This window comes from Methylosinus sp. PW1 (assembly GCF_000745215.1).
Lineage (GTDB): Bacteria > Pseudomonadota > Alphaproteobacteria > Rhizobiales > Beijerinckiaceae > Methylosinus.
The window spans coordinates 109,119-127,131 of sequence record NZ_JQNK01000008.1 but is presented as its reverse complement, the minus strand read 5'-3'; the positions used below and the strand labels follow the sequence as shown (position 1 = coordinate 127,131).

General features: G+C 65.7%; 16 protein-coding genes. 11 read left to right on the top strand and 5 right to left on the bottom strand.

All coding sequences use genetic code 11. From position 1 onward, the window contains the following. Positions 1-170 precede the first annotated feature (170 nt). From mdh to K369_RS06025, 3 genes are all read left to right on the top strand, one after another. Complete coding sequence (gene mdh / locus K369_RS06035; RefSeq protein ID WP_036289220.1) at positions 171-1,133, top strand: malate dehydrogenase; 963 nt, start codon at positions 171-173, stop codon at positions 1,131-1,133. 76 nt (positions 1,134-1,209) lie between these two features. Next, positions 1,210-2,409, top strand: coding sequence for an ADP-forming succinate--CoA ligase subunit beta (gene sucC / locus K369_RS06030; RefSeq protein ID WP_036289217.1), 1,200 nt, complete (start codon positions 1,210-1,212; stop codon positions 2,407-2,409). A gap of 161 nt (positions 2,410-2,570) precedes the next feature. Further along, complete coding sequence (locus K369_RS06025) at positions 2,571-4,400, top strand: tetratricopeptide repeat protein (RefSeq protein ID WP_036289214.1); 1,830 nt, start codon at positions 2,571-2,573, stop codon at positions 4,398-4,400. Between the two features lie 108 nt (positions 4,401-4,508). On the opposite strand, the gene K369_RS06020 is transcribed toward K369_RS06025, so the two are convergent. From K369_RS06020 to K369_RS27025, 4 genes are all read right to left on the bottom strand, one after another. Further along, positions 4,509-5,039, bottom strand: coding sequence for a DUF2059 domain-containing protein (locus K369_RS06020; protein WP_036289212.1), 531 nt, complete (start codon positions 5,037-5,039; stop codon positions 4,509-4,511). A 133-nt stretch (positions 5,040-5,172) separates the two neighbouring features. Continuing rightward, complete coding sequence (locus K369_RS06015) at positions 5,173-8,298, bottom strand: efflux RND transporter permease subunit (protein WP_036289209.1); 3,126 nt, start codon at positions 8,296-8,298, stop codon at positions 5,173-5,175. 11 nt (positions 8,299-8,309) lie between these two features. Further along, the gene (locus K369_RS06010; protein WP_036289206.1) at positions 8,310-9,395 is read right to left on the bottom strand and encodes an efflux RND transporter periplasmic adaptor subunit; all 1,086 of its coding nucleotides are present in this window, start codon (positions 9,393-9,395) and stop codon (positions 8,310-8,312) included. Positions 9,396-9,565: 170 nt separating this feature from the next. After that, positions 9,566-10,156 (bottom strand): phosphatase PAP2 family protein, encoded by a 591-nt coding sequence (locus K369_RS27025; protein WP_036289204.1) that lies wholly within the window; start codon positions 10,154-10,156, stop codon positions 9,566-9,568. A 355-nt stretch (positions 10,157-10,511) separates the two neighbouring features. Between K369_RS27025 and dnaK the strand changes: the two genes are divergently transcribed. The 7 genes from dnaK to pyrF all read left to right on the top strand — a co-directional run bounded on the left by dnaK (position 10,512) and on the right by pyrF (position 16,185). After that, positions 10,512-12,413 (top strand): molecular chaperone DnaK, encoded by a 1,902-nt coding sequence (dnaK, locus tag K369_RS06000; RefSeq protein WP_036289202.1) that lies wholly within the window; start codon positions 10,512-10,514, stop codon positions 12,411-12,413. Positions 12,414-12,501: 88 nt separating this feature from the next. Then, on the top strand, positions 12,502-12,792 hold the full coding sequence (locus K369_RS05995; protein ID WP_036289200.1) for a nucleotidyltransferase family protein: 291 nt from the start codon (positions 12,502-12,504) through the stop codon (positions 12,790-12,792). Then, the gene (locus tag K369_RS05990; protein WP_036289197.1) at positions 12,789-13,178 is read left to right on the top strand and encodes a DUF86 domain-containing protein; all 390 of its coding nucleotides are present in this window, start codon (positions 12,789-12,791) and stop codon (positions 13,176-13,178) included. Before K369_RS05995 ends, K369_RS05990 begins: the two co-directional genes overlap by 4 nt. A 1-nt stretch (position 13,179) precedes the next feature. After that, the gene (gene dnaJ, locus K369_RS05985) at positions 13,180-14,301 is read left to right on the top strand and encodes a molecular chaperone DnaJ (RefSeq protein WP_036289194.1); all 1,122 of its coding nucleotides are present in this window, start codon (positions 13,180-13,182) and stop codon (positions 14,299-14,301) included. A 76-nt stretch (positions 14,302-14,377) separates the two neighbouring features. Continuing rightward, positions 14,378-14,983 (top strand): class I SAM-dependent methyltransferase, encoded by a 606-nt coding sequence (locus K369_RS05980; RefSeq protein ID WP_036289191.1) that lies wholly within the window; start codon positions 14,378-14,380, stop codon positions 14,981-14,983. Positions 14,984-15,020: 37 nt separating this feature from the next. Further along, positions 15,021-15,449, top strand: coding sequence for a GNAT family acetyltransferase (locus K369_RS05975; protein ID WP_036289189.1), 429 nt, complete (start codon positions 15,021-15,023; stop codon positions 15,447-15,449). A 22-nt stretch (positions 15,450-15,471) separates the two neighbouring features. Then, complete coding sequence (gene pyrF, locus K369_RS05970; RefSeq protein ID WP_036289187.1) at positions 15,472-16,185, top strand: orotidine-5'-phosphate decarboxylase; 714 nt, start codon at positions 15,472-15,474, stop codon at positions 16,183-16,185. A 9-nt stretch (positions 16,186-16,194) separates the two neighbouring features. On the opposite strand, the gene K369_RS05965 is transcribed toward pyrF, so the two are convergent. After that, complete coding sequence (locus tag K369_RS05965) at positions 16,195-16,812, bottom strand: HAD family phosphatase (protein ID WP_036289186.1); 618 nt, start codon at positions 16,810-16,812, stop codon at positions 16,195-16,197. A 122-nt stretch (positions 16,813-16,934) separates the two neighbouring features. Here K369_RS05965 and xth point away from each other — a divergent pair, with 122 nt between their 5' ends. Next, positions 16,935-17,711: an exodeoxyribonuclease III gene (xth, locus tag K369_RS05960; protein WP_036289185.1), complete on the top strand. Its 777-nt coding sequence runs from the start codon at positions 16,935-16,937 to the stop codon at positions 17,709-17,711. The last annotated feature ends 302 nt before the right edge of the window (positions 17,712-18,013 follow it).

Genomic DNA, 18,013 nt, shown 5'->3' with positions numbered 1-18,013 from the left:
CGGCGTCGGAAGGGAGCGGGTTCGAAACAGCCTATTTCCACAGCCGCGCGGCGCAGGCGCGCGCGCTTGCTCAATTTTCGTGCGAAGCTTCGCTAGAAGCGACTCTCGCCTTTTCAGACGGGAAAAAGCGCGCTAGCAGTTTATTTCCAGGCACGCCCATAGGAGAAAAGATGGCGCGCAAGAAAATCGCCCTGATCGGCGCCGGCCATATCGGCGGGACGCTGGCCCATCTCATCGGCCTCAAGGAGCTCGGCGACGTCGTATTGTTCGACATCGCGAGCGGCGTGCCTCAGGGCAAGGCGCTCGACCTCTCCCAATCCGCGCCGGTCGAGGGATTCGACGCGCGCATCGCTGGCGCGGACGATTATTCCGCCATCGCCGGCGCCGATGTCGTCATCGTGACGGCGGGCGTGCCGCGCCAGCCGGGCATGAGCCGCGACGATCTGCTCACCATCAATCTCGGCGTCGTCTCCAAGGTCGGCGCCGGCATCAAGGCCTATGCGCCGAACGCTTTCGTCATCTGCATCACCAATCCGCTCGACGTCATGGTCTGGGCGCTGCAGAAGGCGAGCGGCCTGCCGACCAATAAGGTCGTCGGCATGGCGGGCGTGCTCGATTCGGCCCGCTTCCGATTCTTTCTGGCCGAGGAGCTGAACGTCTCGGTGGAGGATGTGAGCGCCTTCGTGCTCGGCGGCCATGGCGACGACATGGTTCCCTCCGTGCGCTACTCGACCGTCGCCGGCGTTCCCCTGCCCGATCTCGTCGCCATGGGCTGGACCACTCAGGCGAAGATCGACGCCATCGTCGACCGCACGCGCAAGGGCGGCGGCGAGATCGTCGGCCTGCTGAAGACCGGCTCCGCCTATTACGCGCCGGCCTCCGCGGCCATCGCCATGGCGGAGAGCTATCTGAAGGACAAGCGCCGCGTGCTGCCCTGCGCCGCCTATCTCGACGGGCAATATGGCGTCAGCGGGCTCTATGTCGGCGTGCCGGTGGTGATCGGCGCCAATGGCGTGGAGCGCGTCGTCGAGATCGCGCTCGACGCCGCCGAGCAGCAGATGTTCGACAAATCCGTCGGCTCGGTGAAGACGCTGATCGCCGCCAGCAAGGCGCTCGACCCCGCCTTCGCCTGAGCGCGCTGAGCCCCGTTTCCGCCCCCGGCGAGGGGCGCGTTGTCGCGACGAAGGTCGCAATCAGGATCGGTGAGAAATGAACATCCACGAATATCAGGCCAAGGCCATCCTGCGTGAGTTCGGCGCCCCGGTCGCCGAAGGCGCTCCGGCGCTCGCCGCCGGCGAGGCGCGCCAGGCCGCGAGCGGCCTGCCCGGCCCCGTCTATGTCGTCAAGGCGCAGATCCACGCCGGCGGCCGCGGCAAGGGCAAGTTCAAGGAGGCTTCGGCCGGCGAGAAGGGCGGCGTGCGCCTCGCCCGCTCGCTCGACGAGGTCGAGACCTTCGCCAAGGAGATGCTGGGCTCCACGCTGGTCACGGTGCAGACGGGCGAGGCCGGCAAGCAGGTCAACCGCCTCTATATCGAGGACGGCGCCGATATCGACAAAGAATTCTATCTCTCCCTGCTGATCGACCGCGCCACCTCGCGCGTCTCCTTCGTCGTCTCCACCGAGGGCGGCACGGATATCGAGGCCGTCGCCCATGCGACGCCCGAGAAGATCGTGACCTTCTCCGTCGATCCGGCGACCGGCGTTCTGCCGCATCACGGCCGCCGCGTCGCCGACGCGCTCGGCCTCGCCGGTCCGCTGGTGAAGGAGGCGGTCTCGCTCACCGAGCGCCTGTTCTCGGCCTTCGTCGCCAAGGATATGGAGCTGCTCGAGATCAATCCGCTGATCGTCACCAAGGACGGGAAGCTGCGCTGCCTCGACGCGAAAATCTCCTTCGACGACAATGCTCTCTATCGTCATCCCGACGTGGTCGCGCTACGCGACAAGACCGAGGAGGACGAAAAGGAGATCGAGGCCTCCAAATATGAGCTCGCCTATATCGCGCTCGACGGCACCATCGGCTGCATGGTCAACGGCGCCGGCCTCGCGATGGCGACGATGGACATCATCAAGCTCTATGGCGAGAACCCCGCCAACTTCCTCGACGTCGGCGGCGGCGCCACCAAGGAGAAGGTGACGGCCGCCTTCAAGATCATCACCGCCGATCCCAAGGTGAAGGGCATTCTCGTCAACATCTTCGGCGGCATCATGCGCTGCGACGTCATCGCCGAGGGCGTCATCGCCGCGGTGAAGGAAGTGGGCCTCGCGGTGCCGCTGGTGGTGCGCCTCGAGGGCACCAATGTCGATCTCGGCAAGGAAATCATTTCCAGCTCGGGCCTCGATGTGATTCCCGCCGACGATCTCGACGACGCCGCGCAGAAGATCGTCGCCGCCGTGCGCGGACGGAGCTGACGCGACGCTTTCGCGACAAAAGACGGCTGCCCCCGTTGGGATATTTCGCACTTGCGGGGGCGGCTCAAAACAGCCATCTTCCCGCATGATGGTGGCGCTCGGCGGCCTCTTTCGGGGCGCGCCGGCGCCGCGCCGCTGCGGCCGATTGCGGGAAACAGCACGTGAACAGATTCTTCTCGTCCGATGCGCCTGGACGGCGCCGCGTTCGCTCTTTCTCGACCCGCGCGGCCTATGCCGCCGCGGCGTTTTGCGCGCTTTCGCTCGGGGTCGATGATTTCGCCGGCAAAATCTCCTTCGTCGGCGAGGGCTCGGCTCACGCCCGCGAATCGACTCTCTCCATCGCGACGCCCTTCGAGGTCGGCGAGAGCGCGTCCGGCAATTATCTCGCCGCCATCGTCGCCGGGGCGGAACGCGACACGCTCGCGGCCTCGACATTTTTCCGCGAGGCGCTGCGCAATGATCCGCGCAATCGCGAGCTGACCGAGCGCGCCTTCGTCGCCGCTCTCGCCAATGGCAATATGCAGGAGGCCTTCGCCCTCGCCGCCCGCGTCGCGACCTTCGACAAAAACAATGGCCTCGCCAATCTGACGCTGGGCGTCGAAGCGATAAAGGCCAAGAAATTCGCCAAGGCGCGCGCCGTCCTCGCCAAGGGCGGGCTCGACCGCAAACATGACGTCACCTCCACGCTGCTCACCGCCTGGGCCTATGCCGGCGCCGGCGAGACCCGCCAAGCGCTGGCGACGGCCGACAAGCTCAAGGAAGACGCCTTCGCCGTCTTCCGCGACTATCATGCGGCGCTCATCGTCGATTCGGCGAAGAACAGCGACAAGGCCGAGGCGACCAAACGCTTCAAATCCGCCTATGGCTCCGAGCGCAACACGCTGCGCCTCGTCGACGCCTATGCGCGCTTTCTCGTCTCGCATGGCAGCCGTGAGGAGGCGCGGCGCGTCTATCGCGCCTTCGACGATCTCGCCCCGCGTCATCCCATCGTCACCGCGGCGATCGGCGACATCGATTCGGGCAAGCCGCTCGCCCCCTTCGTTCGCGACGCCGACGCCGGCGCGGCCGAGGTTCTCTATGGTCTCGGCGCGATCGGCGGCCGCCAGGGCGACGAGCTCGCCTCGCTGATCTATCTGCGCCTCTCGCTCTTCCTCGCGCCCGACAATGCGCTGGCGACGATCACCCTCGCCGACATTTACGAGCGCATGAAGCAGGAGGAGATCGCCATCGATCTCTATGACAGCGTGCCGAAGGACAGCCCGCTGCGCGTCAACGCCGATGTGCAGGCGGCGCTGCTGCTGGAGACGCTCGGCAAGACGAAGGAAGCGACCGACCACCTCCAGGCGGTCATCGTCGAGCATCCCAAGGATCAGGAGGCGCTGACCGCGCTCGGCAACATCCAGCGCTCGCGCAAGCTGTTCGCCGATTCGGTCACCACCTACACCAAGGTGCTGGACCTGCAGCCGCAGACCGACAAGAGCCAATGGCTGCTCTACTATTATCGCGGCATCGCCAATGAGCGCCGCAAGAACTGGCCGATCGCCGAGGCCGATCTCAAAAAGGCGCTGGAGCTCTATCCCGATCAGCCGCTGGTCCTGAACTACCTCGGCTATTCCTGGGTGGATCAGGGCGTCAATCTCGACGAGGCGTTCAAAATGTTGCGCCGCGCCGTCGATCTGCGCGCCCGCGACGGCTATGTCGTCGACAGTCTCGGCTGGGCCTATTACCGGCTCGGCCGCTATGACGAGGCGGTGCGCGAGCTCGAGAAGGCGGTCGATCTCAAGCCCTCCGATCCGGTCATCAACGACCATCTCGGCGACGCCTATTGGCGCGTCAATCGCAAGCTCGAGGCGCGCTTCCAATGGAATCACGCGCGCGACATGAGCCCCGATCCCGATGATCTGCCGAAGATCCTCGAGAAGATCGACAAGGGCCTCACCGAGGCCTCGCCCATCGCCAGCGATCAGAGCAAGAAGAAGAACGGCGGCTGAGGGCGGGCTCAATCCTTCCCCCTGAGCGCATTTCTCTGGTGACGAAGATTGCAGCGCCGCCCTTCTCGACGAAGGAGCGGCGCGACTCTTTTTCGAGGATGACGGGTCCTATAAACGGACGCCCCGGCTCTTCAGCTCGGCCTTGAATTCCTCATCGACCTCACGGCCGATTTTCGCGCCCCATTGCTCTCCCCGCTCCCGCATTTCGCGCGTGAACTCCTCGCGCAGGGAGAAGAATTTGATTCCAGCCGGCGAGCGCGCGAAATCATTGCGCGCTGCGACGTCGCGCGGACCGGTGGCGAAGCTTCGCAGCTCGCGCAGCTCCGTCGACGACAGCTTCGGGGCCAGCGCCGTGGCCATGAGGCTCATGAATTCGTCGATCCGCGCCGACGCTTTGACTTTCAGCCGCGGCATGATCTCGGAAATCTCTTTGGCGTGCTGCGGATAATGTGCGGTGAGCCCGCGCCCCACGGCGTCGACGAGCTGCGGCAAAATCACCGCCATCTGGTCGCTCAAATGGAGCGCGTCGATGACTTGCCGCGCGACGCGGACGTCCTCCAGCGACGCATCCGCGCGAACCGCGGTTGCGCTGCAGAGGAGATTGGCCAAAAGGGCCGCCACAGCCAGGGATTTTCGCATATGCCGCTCCGAAAAGGATATTGCGCGCTCGGCGAAGAGCGCTCGCTCAATGGCCACATCCTATTCGAGGCTTCGACCGAGCGTCCATAGCCCGCTCGGCGAATCGCTCAGCCGCGGCGGACGAGGCGCCCGATCATTCCGCCACCTTCGGCAGCTCGTGATAGGCGAATTGCGCAGCAGCAGGCGGCGGCGGCGTCTCGACCAGCACGTCGCCGAGCTTGCGGCGGAACCACATGGCGTAGAGCGCCGGCAGGAACAGCACGGTCAAAAAGGTCGCGACGAAGAGGCCGCCCATTATGGTGAGCGCCATCGGCCCCCAGAACAGCGAGCGCGTCAGCGGAATCATGCCGAGAATGGCGGCCATGGCGGTGAGCGCCACCGGACGCGCGCGCCGCACCGTGGCGCCGATGATGGCCTCGCGATAATTGGCGCCCTTCTCGAGATCCTGACGCACCTGATCGACCAATATGATCGAATTGCGCATGTCCATGCCGGAGAGCGCGATGAGGCCGAGCAGAGCGACGAAGCCGAAAGGCGCGCTCGCCAGATTGAGCGCCAGCGAGGAGCCGATGAGGCCGAGCGGCGCGCTCATCATCACGAGACCGAGCCGCGTGAAATCCTGCAGCTGGAACATCACGATCACCAGCATCACGAGAATCATGACCGGCGCCACGGCGGCGATGGAGGAATTGGCCTTGGCGGATTCCTCGATCGCGCCGCCGATCTCGATCCGATAGCCCGGCGGCAGATGCTCGCGAATCTCGGCGAGGCGCGGCCAGATGCGATTGGTGACGTCCGGCGCCTGCACGCCGTCCTTCACATCGGCGCGCACGGTGACGAGCATGTTGCGATTGCGCCGCCAGATGATCGGCTCCTCATGCTCATAGACGATCTTGGCGATCTGCGAGACCGGCACGGGCGCGCCGGCGCGCGTCAAGATCACGATATCGTCCAGCCGCCCGAGATCGCCGCGCTCGCCGGGCGTGGCGCGGGCGACGACGTCCACGCGGTCTATGCCGTCGCGCAGGCTGGTGATGGTCACGCCGGAGACCATCATCTGCAGCCGGTTCGCCACCTCCTGCGGTGTGAGGCCCATGACGCGCGCGCGGTCTTGATCGATGACGAGCCGCACGGCGGGCGTCTGCTCGTTCCATTGCAGATGCGGCTCGACGACGGCCTTGTCCTCGCGCATCACATCGCGCACGCGATAGGCGATGGCGCGCACCTCCGCCGGATCGCGGCCGATGACGCGAAACTGCACCGGAAAGCCGACCGGCGGGCCGAAGTTGAAGCGATCGACGCGGGCGCGCGCCTGCGAGACGGCGCCATCCTCCAGCGCCTTGGACAGGCGGGCCTTCAGCCGCTCGCGCGCCTCGAGATCCTTGGCGACGATGACGATCTCCGCATAGGCCTCATTGGGCAGCGCCGGGCTGAGGCCGAGCCAGAAGCGCGGCGGGCCGCGGCCAATATAGCTCGTGTAATGGACGGCGTCCTCGTCGCCTTTCAGCAGCTTCTCGGCCTCGTCCACCGCCGCGGCCGTCGCGAATATGGACGAGCCCTCTGGCATGCGCAGCTGGAAGAACAGCTCCGGCCGCTCGGAAATAGGGAAGAACTGCTTCTGCACATGGCCGAAGCCGAGGACCGCCGCGACGAAAATCCCGCCCGTGGCGCAAACGACGAGCAGGCGATTGTCGACCGCCCAGGTGATGAGCCGGCGCAGGCCGAGATAGAAGGGAGTCGAATAGATCGCCTCGGGATCGTGATGCGCATGGCGCGAGAAGTCCGGCAGCAGCTTCACGCCGAGATAGGGCGTGAACAGCACGGCGACGAACCAGGAGGCGACGAGCGCCACGGCCAGCACGAAGAACAGCGAGCCCGTATATTCGCCGGTCGAGGAAGCGGCGAAGCCGACCGGCATAAAGCCCGCCACCGTCACCAGAGTGCCGGTGAGCATGGGAAAGGCCGTGGACGTCCAGGCGAAGGTGGCGGCGCTGATGCGATCTTCGCCCTGCTCCATCTTCACCGTCATCATCTCGACGGCAATGATCGCGTCATCGACGAGCAGGCCGAGCGCGATGATGAGCGCGCCGAGCGAGATGCGCTGAAGATCGACGCCGAAGGCGTTCATGAAGACGAAGACGACGGCGAGCACCAGCGGCGCCGACAGAGCGACGATGATTCCGGTGCGAAATCCGAGCGAGACGAAGCTCACGAAAAGGACGATGACCAGCGCCTCGACGAAGGAGCGCGTGAACTCGCCGACCGCATGAGAGACGACGGTCGGCTGATCGGCGATCTGCGTGATCTCTATGCCGACCGGCGTCTCGGCGCGAACTTCGGCCATTGTGGCCTCGAGATTCTTGCCGAGGGTGAGCACATTGCCGCCCTTGGCCATCACCGCGCCGACGACGATGGTCGGCTCGCCCTTGTAGCGCGCTAGAAAGTTCGGCGGGTCCTGATAGCCGGACACGACATCGGCGACGTCGCCGAGGCGAAACACATGGCCGCTCGCCTCCACCGGCGTCGCGGCGATGGCCTCGGCGCCCTTCAGCGCGCCGGTGACGCGCAAGGCGACGCGATTGGCCGGCGTCTCGAAGACGCCGGAGGCGTTCACCGCATTCTGCTTGGCGAGCGATTCGAACAGCGCTTGCGGCGTGACGCCGAGATTGGCCAGCTTGGCCTGGCTGAACTCGACGAAGATCTTGCGATCCTGCTCGCCATAGACATTGACCTTCACAATGTCCGGCGTCTCCAGCAGGCGCTGTCGGAACATCTCCACCACGCGGTCGAGCTGGTGATAATCGGCGCCCTCGCCATGGACGGCGTAGAGCACGGCGTCGACGTCGCCGAACTCGTCATTGACGTCCGGGCCGATGACGCCCTGCGGAAGCTCCGGCTGAATGTCGTGGAGCTTCTTGCGCAATTGATAGAAGAGGCTCGGCACTTGCGCGGGCGGCGTCGTGTCCTTGAACGTCACCTGCATGGCGAGGAAGCTCGGCTTCACATAGGTCTCGATCTTCTCGAGATAGGGAAGCTCCTGCAGCTTCTTCTCCAGGCGGTCGGCGACCTGATCGCGCATCTCGAGCGCGGTGACGCCCGGCCAGATCGCGGTGAGATTGGCGACCTTGATGGTGAAGGACGGGTCCTCGGCGCGGCCGAGGCGGAAATAAGAGAAGACCCCCGCGATGGCCACCGCGAGGATCAGCGCGAGGGTGAGCGTCTGACGCTTGACCGCCCAGAGCGAGAGATTGAAGCCCATCGCCCCGCGCCTCACAGAGTCTCGGCGTCGACCGGACGCACGCGCTGGCCGGGATCGAGCTTATGGGCGCCGAGCACGACCACGCGGTCGCCCTCGGCGACGCCGGCGGCGATGAGCGCCGTCTTGGCCTCGTAGCGCAGCACGGAGACGGGCGCGAGGGTGAGCTTGCCGCCCTCCTCCACCTTCCACACGCTGGGGCCGGAGCCTTGATCGAACAGAGCCGCCAGCGGCAGGGCCGCGGCGACGCCCTGATCCTTGCCGGCGAGCGTCAGCGTCGCGCTCATGCCGAGCCCCACCTTCTCATCTGCGCCGAGGATCGAATAGCGCGCGGAGAAGGTGCGGGTGGCGGCGTCGGCGGAGGCGCCGAGCTCGCGCAGGCTAGCGCGATAGGTCTTGGCCGGATCGGACCAGAGGAAGAGGCTCGCCTCCCCGGCTCCGGCGAGGGAGGCGAAGGCCTCCGGCAGAGCGACGACGGCCTCGAGCGCGCCGGCGCGGGCGACGCGCACCGCGGCCTGCCCCGCCGCGACCACCTGCCCCGGCTCGATGAAGGTCGCCGTCACCACCCCGTCCGAATCGGCGCGCAGCGAGGCGTAATCCAGCGCATTCTTGGCGAGCTCGACGGCCCGCAGCGCGCGCTGCTGGCGGCCGCGCGCCTCCTCGGCCTGCGCTTTCTGGCGATCGAGCGCCGCCTGCGCGGTCCAGCCGTCCTTGCGCAAGGTCTGCGCGCGGCGCTCGTCGGCGGCGGCCTGCTCCAGCGCCATGCGCGCGGCGGAGAGTTCCGCCTCGGCCTGCTCCTTCTGCAGGCGCAGATCGGCCTCGTCCAGCACGGCCAGAAGATCGCCGGCCTTGATGGATTGCCCATTCTCGACGAGACGGCGCACCACCTTGCCGGCGACGCGGAAGGATTGGTCGGTCTCGACGCGGGGACGGATGGCGGCGACGAATTGGCGCGTCGGCGAGCGCGGCGCGTAATGAACGGGCGCGACGAGCACGACCCGCGCCGGGTCCTCGGCCTTGCGGGCGGAATTGTCACAGGCGGAAAGCAGGAGAAGCACGGTTAACGCCGCCGCGGACCGCAACAATCGACTCATCTGCATTGCGGCGATTCTCCGCCAAAAACGCTATTCCTGAAGGTCGAATCGCACGCTTCGTGATGAAAATCAAATATCGTCCGCCATCGGACGCGCCGCGCGAGGAGGGAGCTATCCGCCTTTGGCCACGAAGCTTTTTTCGAAAGCGCTAAAGAAACAAGATAGAAACATTGGAGCTAGAGCGACAGCATCTCGGCGAGCCGTGTCGCAATGCGCTCGAGCGGCCCCTCCACTTCTATGCTGAGCCCGATTTGGGACTGAATCGCGACAGCGGCGATGAAGAAGACGATGATCGCCGGCGCGCCGATCGAGACCTGCGCCGGGGCGGCGCGCAGGAACAGGCCGAACGACGCCAAGCCTATGAAAAATCCCGCGAAAGCCTCCGGCTCCGTATGCGCGCCCTGCGCCACTCTGACGATGGCGACGAGCACGGCCGCCGTCAGGCAGAGGGCGGCGGCGAAAATTCCGGCGCGCCTCTCGCGAACGCGCATGAAAATTGCGGAGAGCGGCAGGAAGAAGGCCACCGCCAGCGCGGCGTGGCCGCTGGGGCTGTGCAGCGCCGGCGGGCCGAAGGCCATGGAGAAGATTTTGGCGACGGTCGCCATGACGCCGCACAGCGCTATGGCGCCGAGGAAAGCGACGGCCGCGCGGCGGTCGCCGGCCGCCCAGAGCGCCGCGGCGAGCCCGCCGCTCGCCGGAAGGACGAAGCCGGCGTCGCCGAGGGCGGCGACGATTCGCAGGAGGGGTTCGATCGAGTGGGGAAGCACGCGTCGGCCTGTTGGCAATCGGAGTTCGGAAATAGGCGCAGGCTCGTCCGCGGCCGAGCTTCGCTTCGCGAATCGCCCCGCGGAGAATAAGCGAAAGCGAGCCGGAACGGCAGAGCCGCGACGGCAGGGTGAGAAAATGCCGGCCCCGACGGCGCTTGCCGCCATGGGAGCCTTCATTCTATATGCCCGGCGCGCTCTATATGCAGATCGCACTTGCGCCGATGCAGGCCGATTACAATCTGAAGTGACGATGAACAGCCGATGCGCGGCGGGCTGAAAATGCGAGCCGCCGAAGGATCGGCGACATACGGGCCGCTTCGGGACCCGATTTCGAAAGAACGAAAGGAACGGCGATATGGCTAAAATCATCGGCATCGACCTCGGCACGACCAATTCCTGCGTGGCCGTCATGGAAGGGTCGAGCCCCAAGGTCATCGAGAACGCGGAAGGCGCGCGCACCACGCCGTCCATCGTCGCTTTCACCGAGGACGGAGAGCGTCTCGTCGGCCAGCCCGCCAAGCGTCAGGCGGTGACCAATCCCGAGCGCACCTTCTTCGCCATCAAGCGCCTCATCGGCCGCTCCTTCGACGATCCGATGACCAAGAAGGACATCGGCCTCGTCCCCTATAAGATCGTCAAGGCCCCCAATGGCGATGCCTGGGTGCAGTCGGACGGCAAGCAATATTCGCCCTCGCAGATTTCCGCCTTCATCCTGCAGAAGATGAAGGAGACGGCCGAGGCCTATCTCGGCCAGACCGTCACTCAGGCGGTCATCACCGTTCCCGCTTACTTCAACGACGCCCAGCGCCAGGCCACCAAGGACGCCGGCAAGATCGCCGGCCTCGAGGTGCTGCGCATCATCAACGAGCCGACGGCCGCCGCGCTCGCCTATGGCCTCGACAAGAAGGGCGCCGGCACGATCGCGGTCTATGACCTCGGCGGCGGCACCTTCGACGTGTCCATCCTCGAGATCGGCGACGGCGTGTTCGAGGTGAAGTCCACCAATGGCGACACCTTCCTGGGCGGCGAGGATTTCGACAGCCGCCTCGTCGAATATCTCGCCGGCGAATTCAAGAAGGAGCAGGGCATCGATCTCACCAAGGACAAGCTCGCTCTGCAGCGCCTGAAGGAAGCGTCCGAGAAGGCGAAGATCGAGCTCTCCTCGGCCACGCAGACCGAGATCAACCTTCCCTACATCACCGCCGACGCCTCCGGCCCGAAGCATCTGACCCTGAAGCTGACGCGCGCCAAATTCGAGGCGCTGGTCGATGATCTCATCCAGCGCACCATCGAGCCCTGCCGCAAGGCGCTGAAGGACGCCGGCCTCTCGGCGGCGGAGATCGGCGAAGTGGTGCTGGTCGGCGGCATGACCCGCATGCCGAAGGTTCAGGAGGTGGTGAAGCAGTTCTTCGGCAAGGAGCCGCACAAGGGCGTCAACCCGGACGAGGTGGTCGCCATCGGCGCGGCGGTGCAGGCCGGCGTTCTGCAGGGCGATGTGAAGGACGTTCTGCTGCTCGACGTGACGCCTCTGTCGCTCGGCATCGAGACGCTGGGCGGCGTGTTCACGCGCCTCATCGACCGCAACACGACCATCCCGACCAAGAAGAGCCAGGTGTTCTCCACGGCGGAGGACAATCAGACCGCCGTCACCATTCGCGTCTTCCAGGGCGAGCGCGAGATGGCGCAGGACAATAAGCTGCTCGGCCAGTTCGATCTCGTCGGCATTCCGCCGGCGCCGCGCGGCGTGCCGCAGATCGAGGTGACTTTCGACATCGACGCCAATGGCATCGTCAATGTGACGGCGAAGGACAAGGCCACCAATAAGGAGCAGCAGATCCGCATCCAGGCCTCGGGCGGCCTGTCGGACGCCGACATCGACAAGATGGTCAAGGACGCCGAGGCGCACGCCACCGAGGACAAGGCGCGTCGTGAGCTCGTCGACACCAAGAACCATGGCGAGGCGGCCGTGCATTCGGCCGAGAAGTCGCTGTCCGAGTTCGGCGACAAGGTGTCGGGCGCCGACAAGAGCGCGATCGAGGCCGCTATTGCGGCGCTGAAGACCGCGCTCGAGGGCGAGGACGCCGAGGCGATCAAGGCCAAGACCAATGAGCTGACCCAGGCTTCGATGAAGCTCGGCGAGGCGATGTACAAGGCCCAGCAGTCCGAAGGCGCCGCCCCGGCGGGCGAGACCCATGCGCAGGACGATGTCATCGACGCGGACTTCAAGGAAGTCGGCGGCGACGACAAGAAGAAGTAAGGCAGAATGGCCGATCGGCGCGGCGAGCGGAGAACCCGTTGGCCGCGCCTTTTTCGATGCGGCCGCAGATGTGATATTGAAAAGTCTTATGAAACCCTCGGTCGCACTGCAGACAAATCGTGAGGCGATCCGCGCCGCGGTCGGCCGCAACCGCGCCGCCAATCCGCGTGTCTTCGGCTCGGTTCTCCACGGCGACGACGAGGACGGCAGCGATATCGACATTCTGGTCGACGCGCTGCCAGGGGCGACACTCTTCGATCTCGGGCGGCTGCAAGTCGAACTCGAGGAAATATTGGGCGTTCGCGTCGATCTGCTTACGCCGGGGGATATTTCACGTTATTTTCGGGAGCGTGTCTTGGCCGAGGCCCGGCCGATATGAAGCGAAAATCTCCCCTCGCCCCGGTCGGCCATATGCTGGATTGCGCGAATTGGGCAATTTCCTACATCGAAGGAATGGAAAAGGCGGATTTTCTGAGCGACCGGCGCACCCAGCAGGCGGTCATCATGAATCTGCTGGTAATCGGTGAAATGGCGTCGCGTCTGGCTCGTGAGCACTCCGAATTCTGGGAGAAATATCCGCAAGCGCCCTGGCGAGACATGACCTCCATGCGCAATCGGATCGCCCACGGCTATTTCGACCTGAACTTGGACACGATCTGGGACACGGTGCTGACATCGCTTCCCGAACTGATATACAGCCTGCAGCCGATCTTCGCCGAGCTCGCCGCGCGCGGCGACGCCTCGGACGAACCAACCCAAGACTGACATGTCCAAACGCGACTTCTACGAAATTCTCGGCGTATCCAAGACCTCGACCGACGTCGAGCTGAAGATCGCCTTTCGCAAGGCCGCGATGCAATATCATCCGGACCGCAATCCCGGCGACTCGGAGGCCGAGGCGCGCTTCAAGGAGGTCAATGAGGCCTATCAATGCCTCTCCGACACGCAGAAGCGCGCCGCCTATGACCGTTTCGGCCATGCCGCCTTCGAGCAAGGCGGCGGCGGCTTCGGCGGCGGCGACGGCTTCGCCGCCTCGATGGCCGATATTTTCGACGATCTCTTCGGCGAGGTGATGGGACGGCGCGGCGGCGGCCGCGGCTCCGCTCGCGAGCGTGGCTCGGACTTGCGCTATAATATGGAGATCACGCTGGAGGAGGCCTTCCACGGCAAGGCGGCGACGCTGAAGCTGCCGACCTCCGTCTCCTGCGAGCCCTGCGGCGGCACCGGCGCCAAAAAGGGCTCCAAGCCCAAGACCTGCCCCACCTGCGCCGGCCATGGCCGGGTCCGCGCCCAGCAGGGCTTCTTCGCCATAGAGCGCACCTGCCCCACCTGCCAGGGCCGCGGCGAGGTGATCGACAACCCCTGCTCGGCCTGCTCGGGAACCGGCCGCGCCACCATAGAGCGCACGCTCTCCGTCAATGTGCCGCCCGGCGTCGAGGACGGCACGCGCATCCGCCTCGCCGGCGAGGGCGAGGCCGGCCTGCGCGGCGGCCCCTCCGGCGACCTCTATATTTTCCTGTCGGTGAAGCCGCATACGTTCTTCCAGCGCGACGGGGCCGATCTCTATTGCCGCGTGCCGATCTCCATGGTGCGCGCGGCGCTCGGCGGCAAGATCACCGTGCATACGATCGACGGCGGCGAGACCGAGATCAAAATCCCCGAAGGCGCCCAAACCGGCAAGCAGATCAAGGTGAAAGCCAAGGGCATGCCGCTGCTGCGCGGGCGCGAATCGGGCGATCTCTATGTGCAGATCAGCGTCGAGACGCCGCAAAGTCTCACCAAGCGCCAACGCGAGCTGCTCACCGAATTCGAGGAGGAATCGTCCCACCAGACGCATCCGGAGGCGACCGGATTCTTCGCGAAGATGAAAGACCTGTTCGGCAAATGAGGCGGACGCCATTGACCGGGCGTGCGACCTCATACATGTTCGCGCGCGTTTGGAACGATCGAGAGGCTGTCTCAGCGTGTCACTGAATATCGAGCCACTGAAATCCGCTCTCGCCGATAATGCGCGCTTTCTGCGGTCTTGGATGGAAAATCCTCGCGGCGTCGGCGCCGTCTCGCCCTCGGGGCCTATGCTCGCCCGCGCCATGGCGAGCTATGTCGATCTTTCCCGCGAGGGGCCGATCGTCGAGCTCGGACCGGGCACCGGCCCGGTCACGCAGGCGCTGCTGGAGCATGGGGTTCCCGCCTCGCGCCTGCTGCTGGTCGAATATGAGACCGCGTTCTGCGATCTCCTGCGCCAGCGCTTTCCCGGCGTCGAGGTTGTGCAGGGCGACGCCTATTCGCTGAAGCAGACGCTCGCCGGCAAGGTCGAAGGGCCGATCTCCACCATCGTCTCCAGCCTGCCGCTGCTCAACCAGCCCGAATCGGACCGGTTGCGCCTGCTCGATCAGGGCTTCGAGATGATGGCGCCGGGCGGCATCATCATTCAGTTCACCTATGGCCTGTTCTCGCCCATGCCGCTGAAGCGCCATCCGAACGGCTCCGCCTTCACGGCCGTGGGCTCGCAGGTCTGGGCGAATATTCCGCCGGCGCGTGTGTGGCGCTACAGCCGCCGGGCCGGCTGACGACGTTCCGCGGGCGACGGCGGCGCGAGAGGATCCCATGAGTCTGGCGATTCGCAGCGCCGCTCTCGAGGACGAAGTGGCCGTCGTCGCGCTGTGGCGCGCTTGCGGCCTCGTGGTCAGCTATAATGATCCGGCCGCGGATTTCCGCTTCGCCAAGGCCGGATCGTGCTCGGATGTGCTGGTCGGGGTGGATGGCGTGGGCCGCATCGGCGGCGCCGTCATGGTCGGTCACGACGGCCATCGCGGCTGGCTCTATTATCTCGCATCGCATCCCGATTCGCGCGGCGTCGGGTTCGGACGCGAGATGGCGAAAGCCGCGGAGGACTGGCTGCGCCAGCGCGGCGTCGTCAAAGCGCAGCTGCTCGTGCGGGAGACCAATACCGGCGTCGTCTCCTTCTATGAGCGCCTCGGCTATGAGGTCGCGCCGCGCGTGCTCATGAGCAAATGGCTGACGCCGCCGTCCTGACTTCTTCCAGAGGAGCGCGAGCATGGGCACGAACGCAGACATCGCACGCGATCGGCTGATCGTCGCGCTGGACGTCGACGGTGTGGAAACGGCGCGCGCGCTGGTCGCGCGGCTCGGCGATTCGGTCTCCTTCTACAAGATCGGCATGGAGCTGGCCTATGGCGGCGGCCTGCCGCTGGTCGGGGAGCTGAAGGCGAAGGGCAAGAAGGTCTTCGTCGATCTGAAGCTGCACGACATCGGCCAGACGGTGGAGCGCGCGACGCGGCAGATCGCCCGGCTCGGCGCGGATTTTCTCACCATTCACGGCTTTCCGCAGACGATGCGCGCCGCCCGCCAGGGCGCAGGCGACGGCGGCCTGCGGCTGCTCGCCGTCACGGTGATGACCTCCTATGACGATTCCGATCTCGCCGAGGCCGGCTATTCCGTCGGCGTCGCCGAGCTGGTTTCGCGACGCGCGACTCAGGCGAAGAATGCGGGGATCGACGGGCTGATCCTGTCGCCGCAGGAAGTGGCGCCGATGCGCGCGCTCGTCGGACCGAAAATGGCGCTGGTGACGCCCGGCGTGCGCCCCGCGGGGGCCGCGCTCGGCGATCAGAAGAGGGTGATGACGCCGGGCGAGGCCATCGCCGCCGGAGCGGACCATCTCGTCGTCGGCCGCCCGGTGACGCAGGCGCCCGCCCCACGCGCCGCCGCCGAGCAAATCATCGCGGAAATCTCGGCCGCTATCGGTCGCTGAGCGCGCCGCTCACAGCAGCGCCAGCTCCTGCAAATCGCGCTCGACCTGCTCCGGGCTCTCGAAGCGCGTCGCATGCATTCCCACAGCGCGCGCGCCTTCCACATTGGCCGCCGAATCATCGATGAAAATGCAGGCCGCCGGATTGAGCCCATAGCTCTCGAGCAGCAGCCGATAGATGGCGGCGTCGGGCTTCAGCAGCCCTACACGGCCGGAAACGACGACGCCCGCGAAGCGCTGGAAAAAATCGAAGCGCGGGACCGTCTCCACATATTTCTCATCGGAGAAATTGGTGAGCGCATAGAGCGGCGTCCCGCGCGCGGCGAGCCGCTCCAGCAGCGCCACCGTCCCCGCGATCGGCCCGGCGATCATCTCGCTCCAGCGCGCATCATAGGCGCGAATGAGATCGGCGAGATCGGGATAGAGCGCGACGCGCTCGGCCACCGCCTCGGCGAAAGGCCGCCCGCGATCCAATTCCAGATTCCAATCCGAGGTGCAGACCTCGCCGAGGAAGCGCTCCATCGCCTGCGAATCGTCGAAGAGCTTGCGATAGAGATAGCGGGGATTCCAATCGACCAGCACATTGCCGACATCGAAGACGACGGTGGTGACGCGAGATTTCACGAACATTCGGGGGCTCCGGGCTCGAGGCGAGCATATAGCCCCGACCTGTGACGACAATTGGAGCGAAACATTTCATTCCATCGGCGCGCGCGCTATGACGAGGTCCGGTCCATGACCGGGAGCCCGCCTTGCGCATCGCCACTTGGAACGTCAATTCCGTCCGCCAGCGGCTGGAGCCGCTCACCGCCTATCTGCGCGAAGTCGCGCCGGACGTGCTGTGCCTGCAAGAGATCAAATGCGAGGACAAGGCCTTCCCGCGCGCCGAGATCGAGGACCTCGGCTATAATGTCGAGACGCATGGGCAGAAGACCTTCAACGGCGTCGCCATTCTCTCCAAGACGCCGATAGAGGTGGTGCGCGGCCTGCCGAAATTCGAGCATGATCCGCAGGCCCGCTACATAGAGGCCGTGGTCTCCACCGATCATGGCGCCCTGCGCGTCGCCAGCATCTATCTGCCCAATGGCAATCCGCCGGACACGGAGAAATACACATATAAGCTCGCCTTCATGGACTGCCTCATCGCCCATGCGGCGAGCCTTCTGGCGCTGGAGGAGCCTGTGGTTCTGGCCGGCGACTACAATGTCATTCCCGCGGTCGGCGACGTCCACGACCCCAAGGCCTGGGCCGGCGACGCGCTGTTCCTGCCGCAGACGCGCGCCAAATTCCAGGAGCTGCTGAACCTCGGCTATACGGAGGCGCTGCGCGCCTCCACCGACGCCGCCGGCCTCTACACATTCTGGGATTATCAGGCCGGCGCCTGGCAGAAGAACAATGGCATTCGCATCGACCATCTTCTGCTCTCGCCGCAAGCCGCCGACCGCTTGCAGAGCGTGACCATCGACAAGGATCTACGCGCCGGCGCGAAGCCCTCCGACCATGTGCCGATAAGATGCGAGTTGGAATGATGGGCGGCAGCACGAGGACCCCAGCAGCGGAGCTTCCCCCTCGAGCGCCGTCGAATGCGCCATCCTGCTCGCACTCGCGGCGTCATGGCCGGGCTCGTCCCGGCCATCCACGCCAGGACGCCGAGGCGTCTATAAAGTTTGTCGGGACGCCGAAGCTCCGACGACGCCGGCCGTGGACTAAATCCGTCGATCGCGGGCGCTTTCCTTCGGTTTCTCAGCTGCTTGGCGTGGATGGCCGGGACAAGCCCGGCCATGACGGCCATCGTGTCTCGCGACGTGTGAAACCCCATAGCCCCTCGACG

Coding starts and splice junctions, on each gene's coding strand:
- mdh (WP_036289220.1), top strand. CDS start 171: ATGGCGCGCAAGAAAATCGCCCTGATCGGCGCCGGCCATATCGGCGGG.
- sucC (WP_036289217.1), top strand. CDS start 1,210: ATGAACATCCACGAATATCAGGCCAAGGCCATCCTGCGTGAGTTCGGC.
- K369_RS06020 (WP_036289212.1), bottom strand. CDS start 5,039: ATGCGAAAATCCCTGGCTGTGGCGGCCCTTTTGGCCAATCTCCTCTGC.
- K369_RS06015 (WP_036289209.1), bottom strand. CDS start 8,298: ATGGGCTTCAATCTCTCGCTCTGGGCGGTCAAGCGTCAGACGCTCACC.
- K369_RS06010 (WP_036289206.1), bottom strand. CDS start 9,395: ATGCAGATGAGTCGATTGTTGCGGTCCGCGGCGGCGTTAACCGTGCTT.
- dnaK (WP_036289202.1), top strand. CDS start 10,512: ATGGCTAAAATCATCGGCATCGACCTCGGCACGACCAATTCCTGCGTG.
- K369_RS05995 (WP_036289200.1), top strand. CDS start 12,502: ATGAAACCCTCGGTCGCACTGCAGACAAATCGTGAGGCGATCCGCGCC.
- K369_RS05990 (WP_036289197.1), top strand. CDS start 12,789: ATGAAGCGAAAATCTCCCCTCGCCCCGGTCGGCCATATGCTGGATTGC.
- dnaJ (WP_036289194.1), top strand. CDS start 13,180: ATGTCCAAACGCGACTTCTACGAAATTCTCGGCGTATCCAAGACCTCG.
- K369_RS05975 (WP_036289189.1), top strand. CDS start 15,021: ATGAGTCTGGCGATTCGCAGCGCCGCTCTCGAGGACGAAGTGGCCGTC.
- pyrF (WP_036289187.1), top strand. CDS start 15,472: ATGGGCACGAACGCAGACATCGCACGCGATCGGCTGATCGTCGCGCTG.
- K369_RS05965 (WP_036289186.1), bottom strand. CDS start 16,812: ATGTTCGTGAAATCTCGCGTCACCACCGTCGTCTTCGATGTCGGCAAT.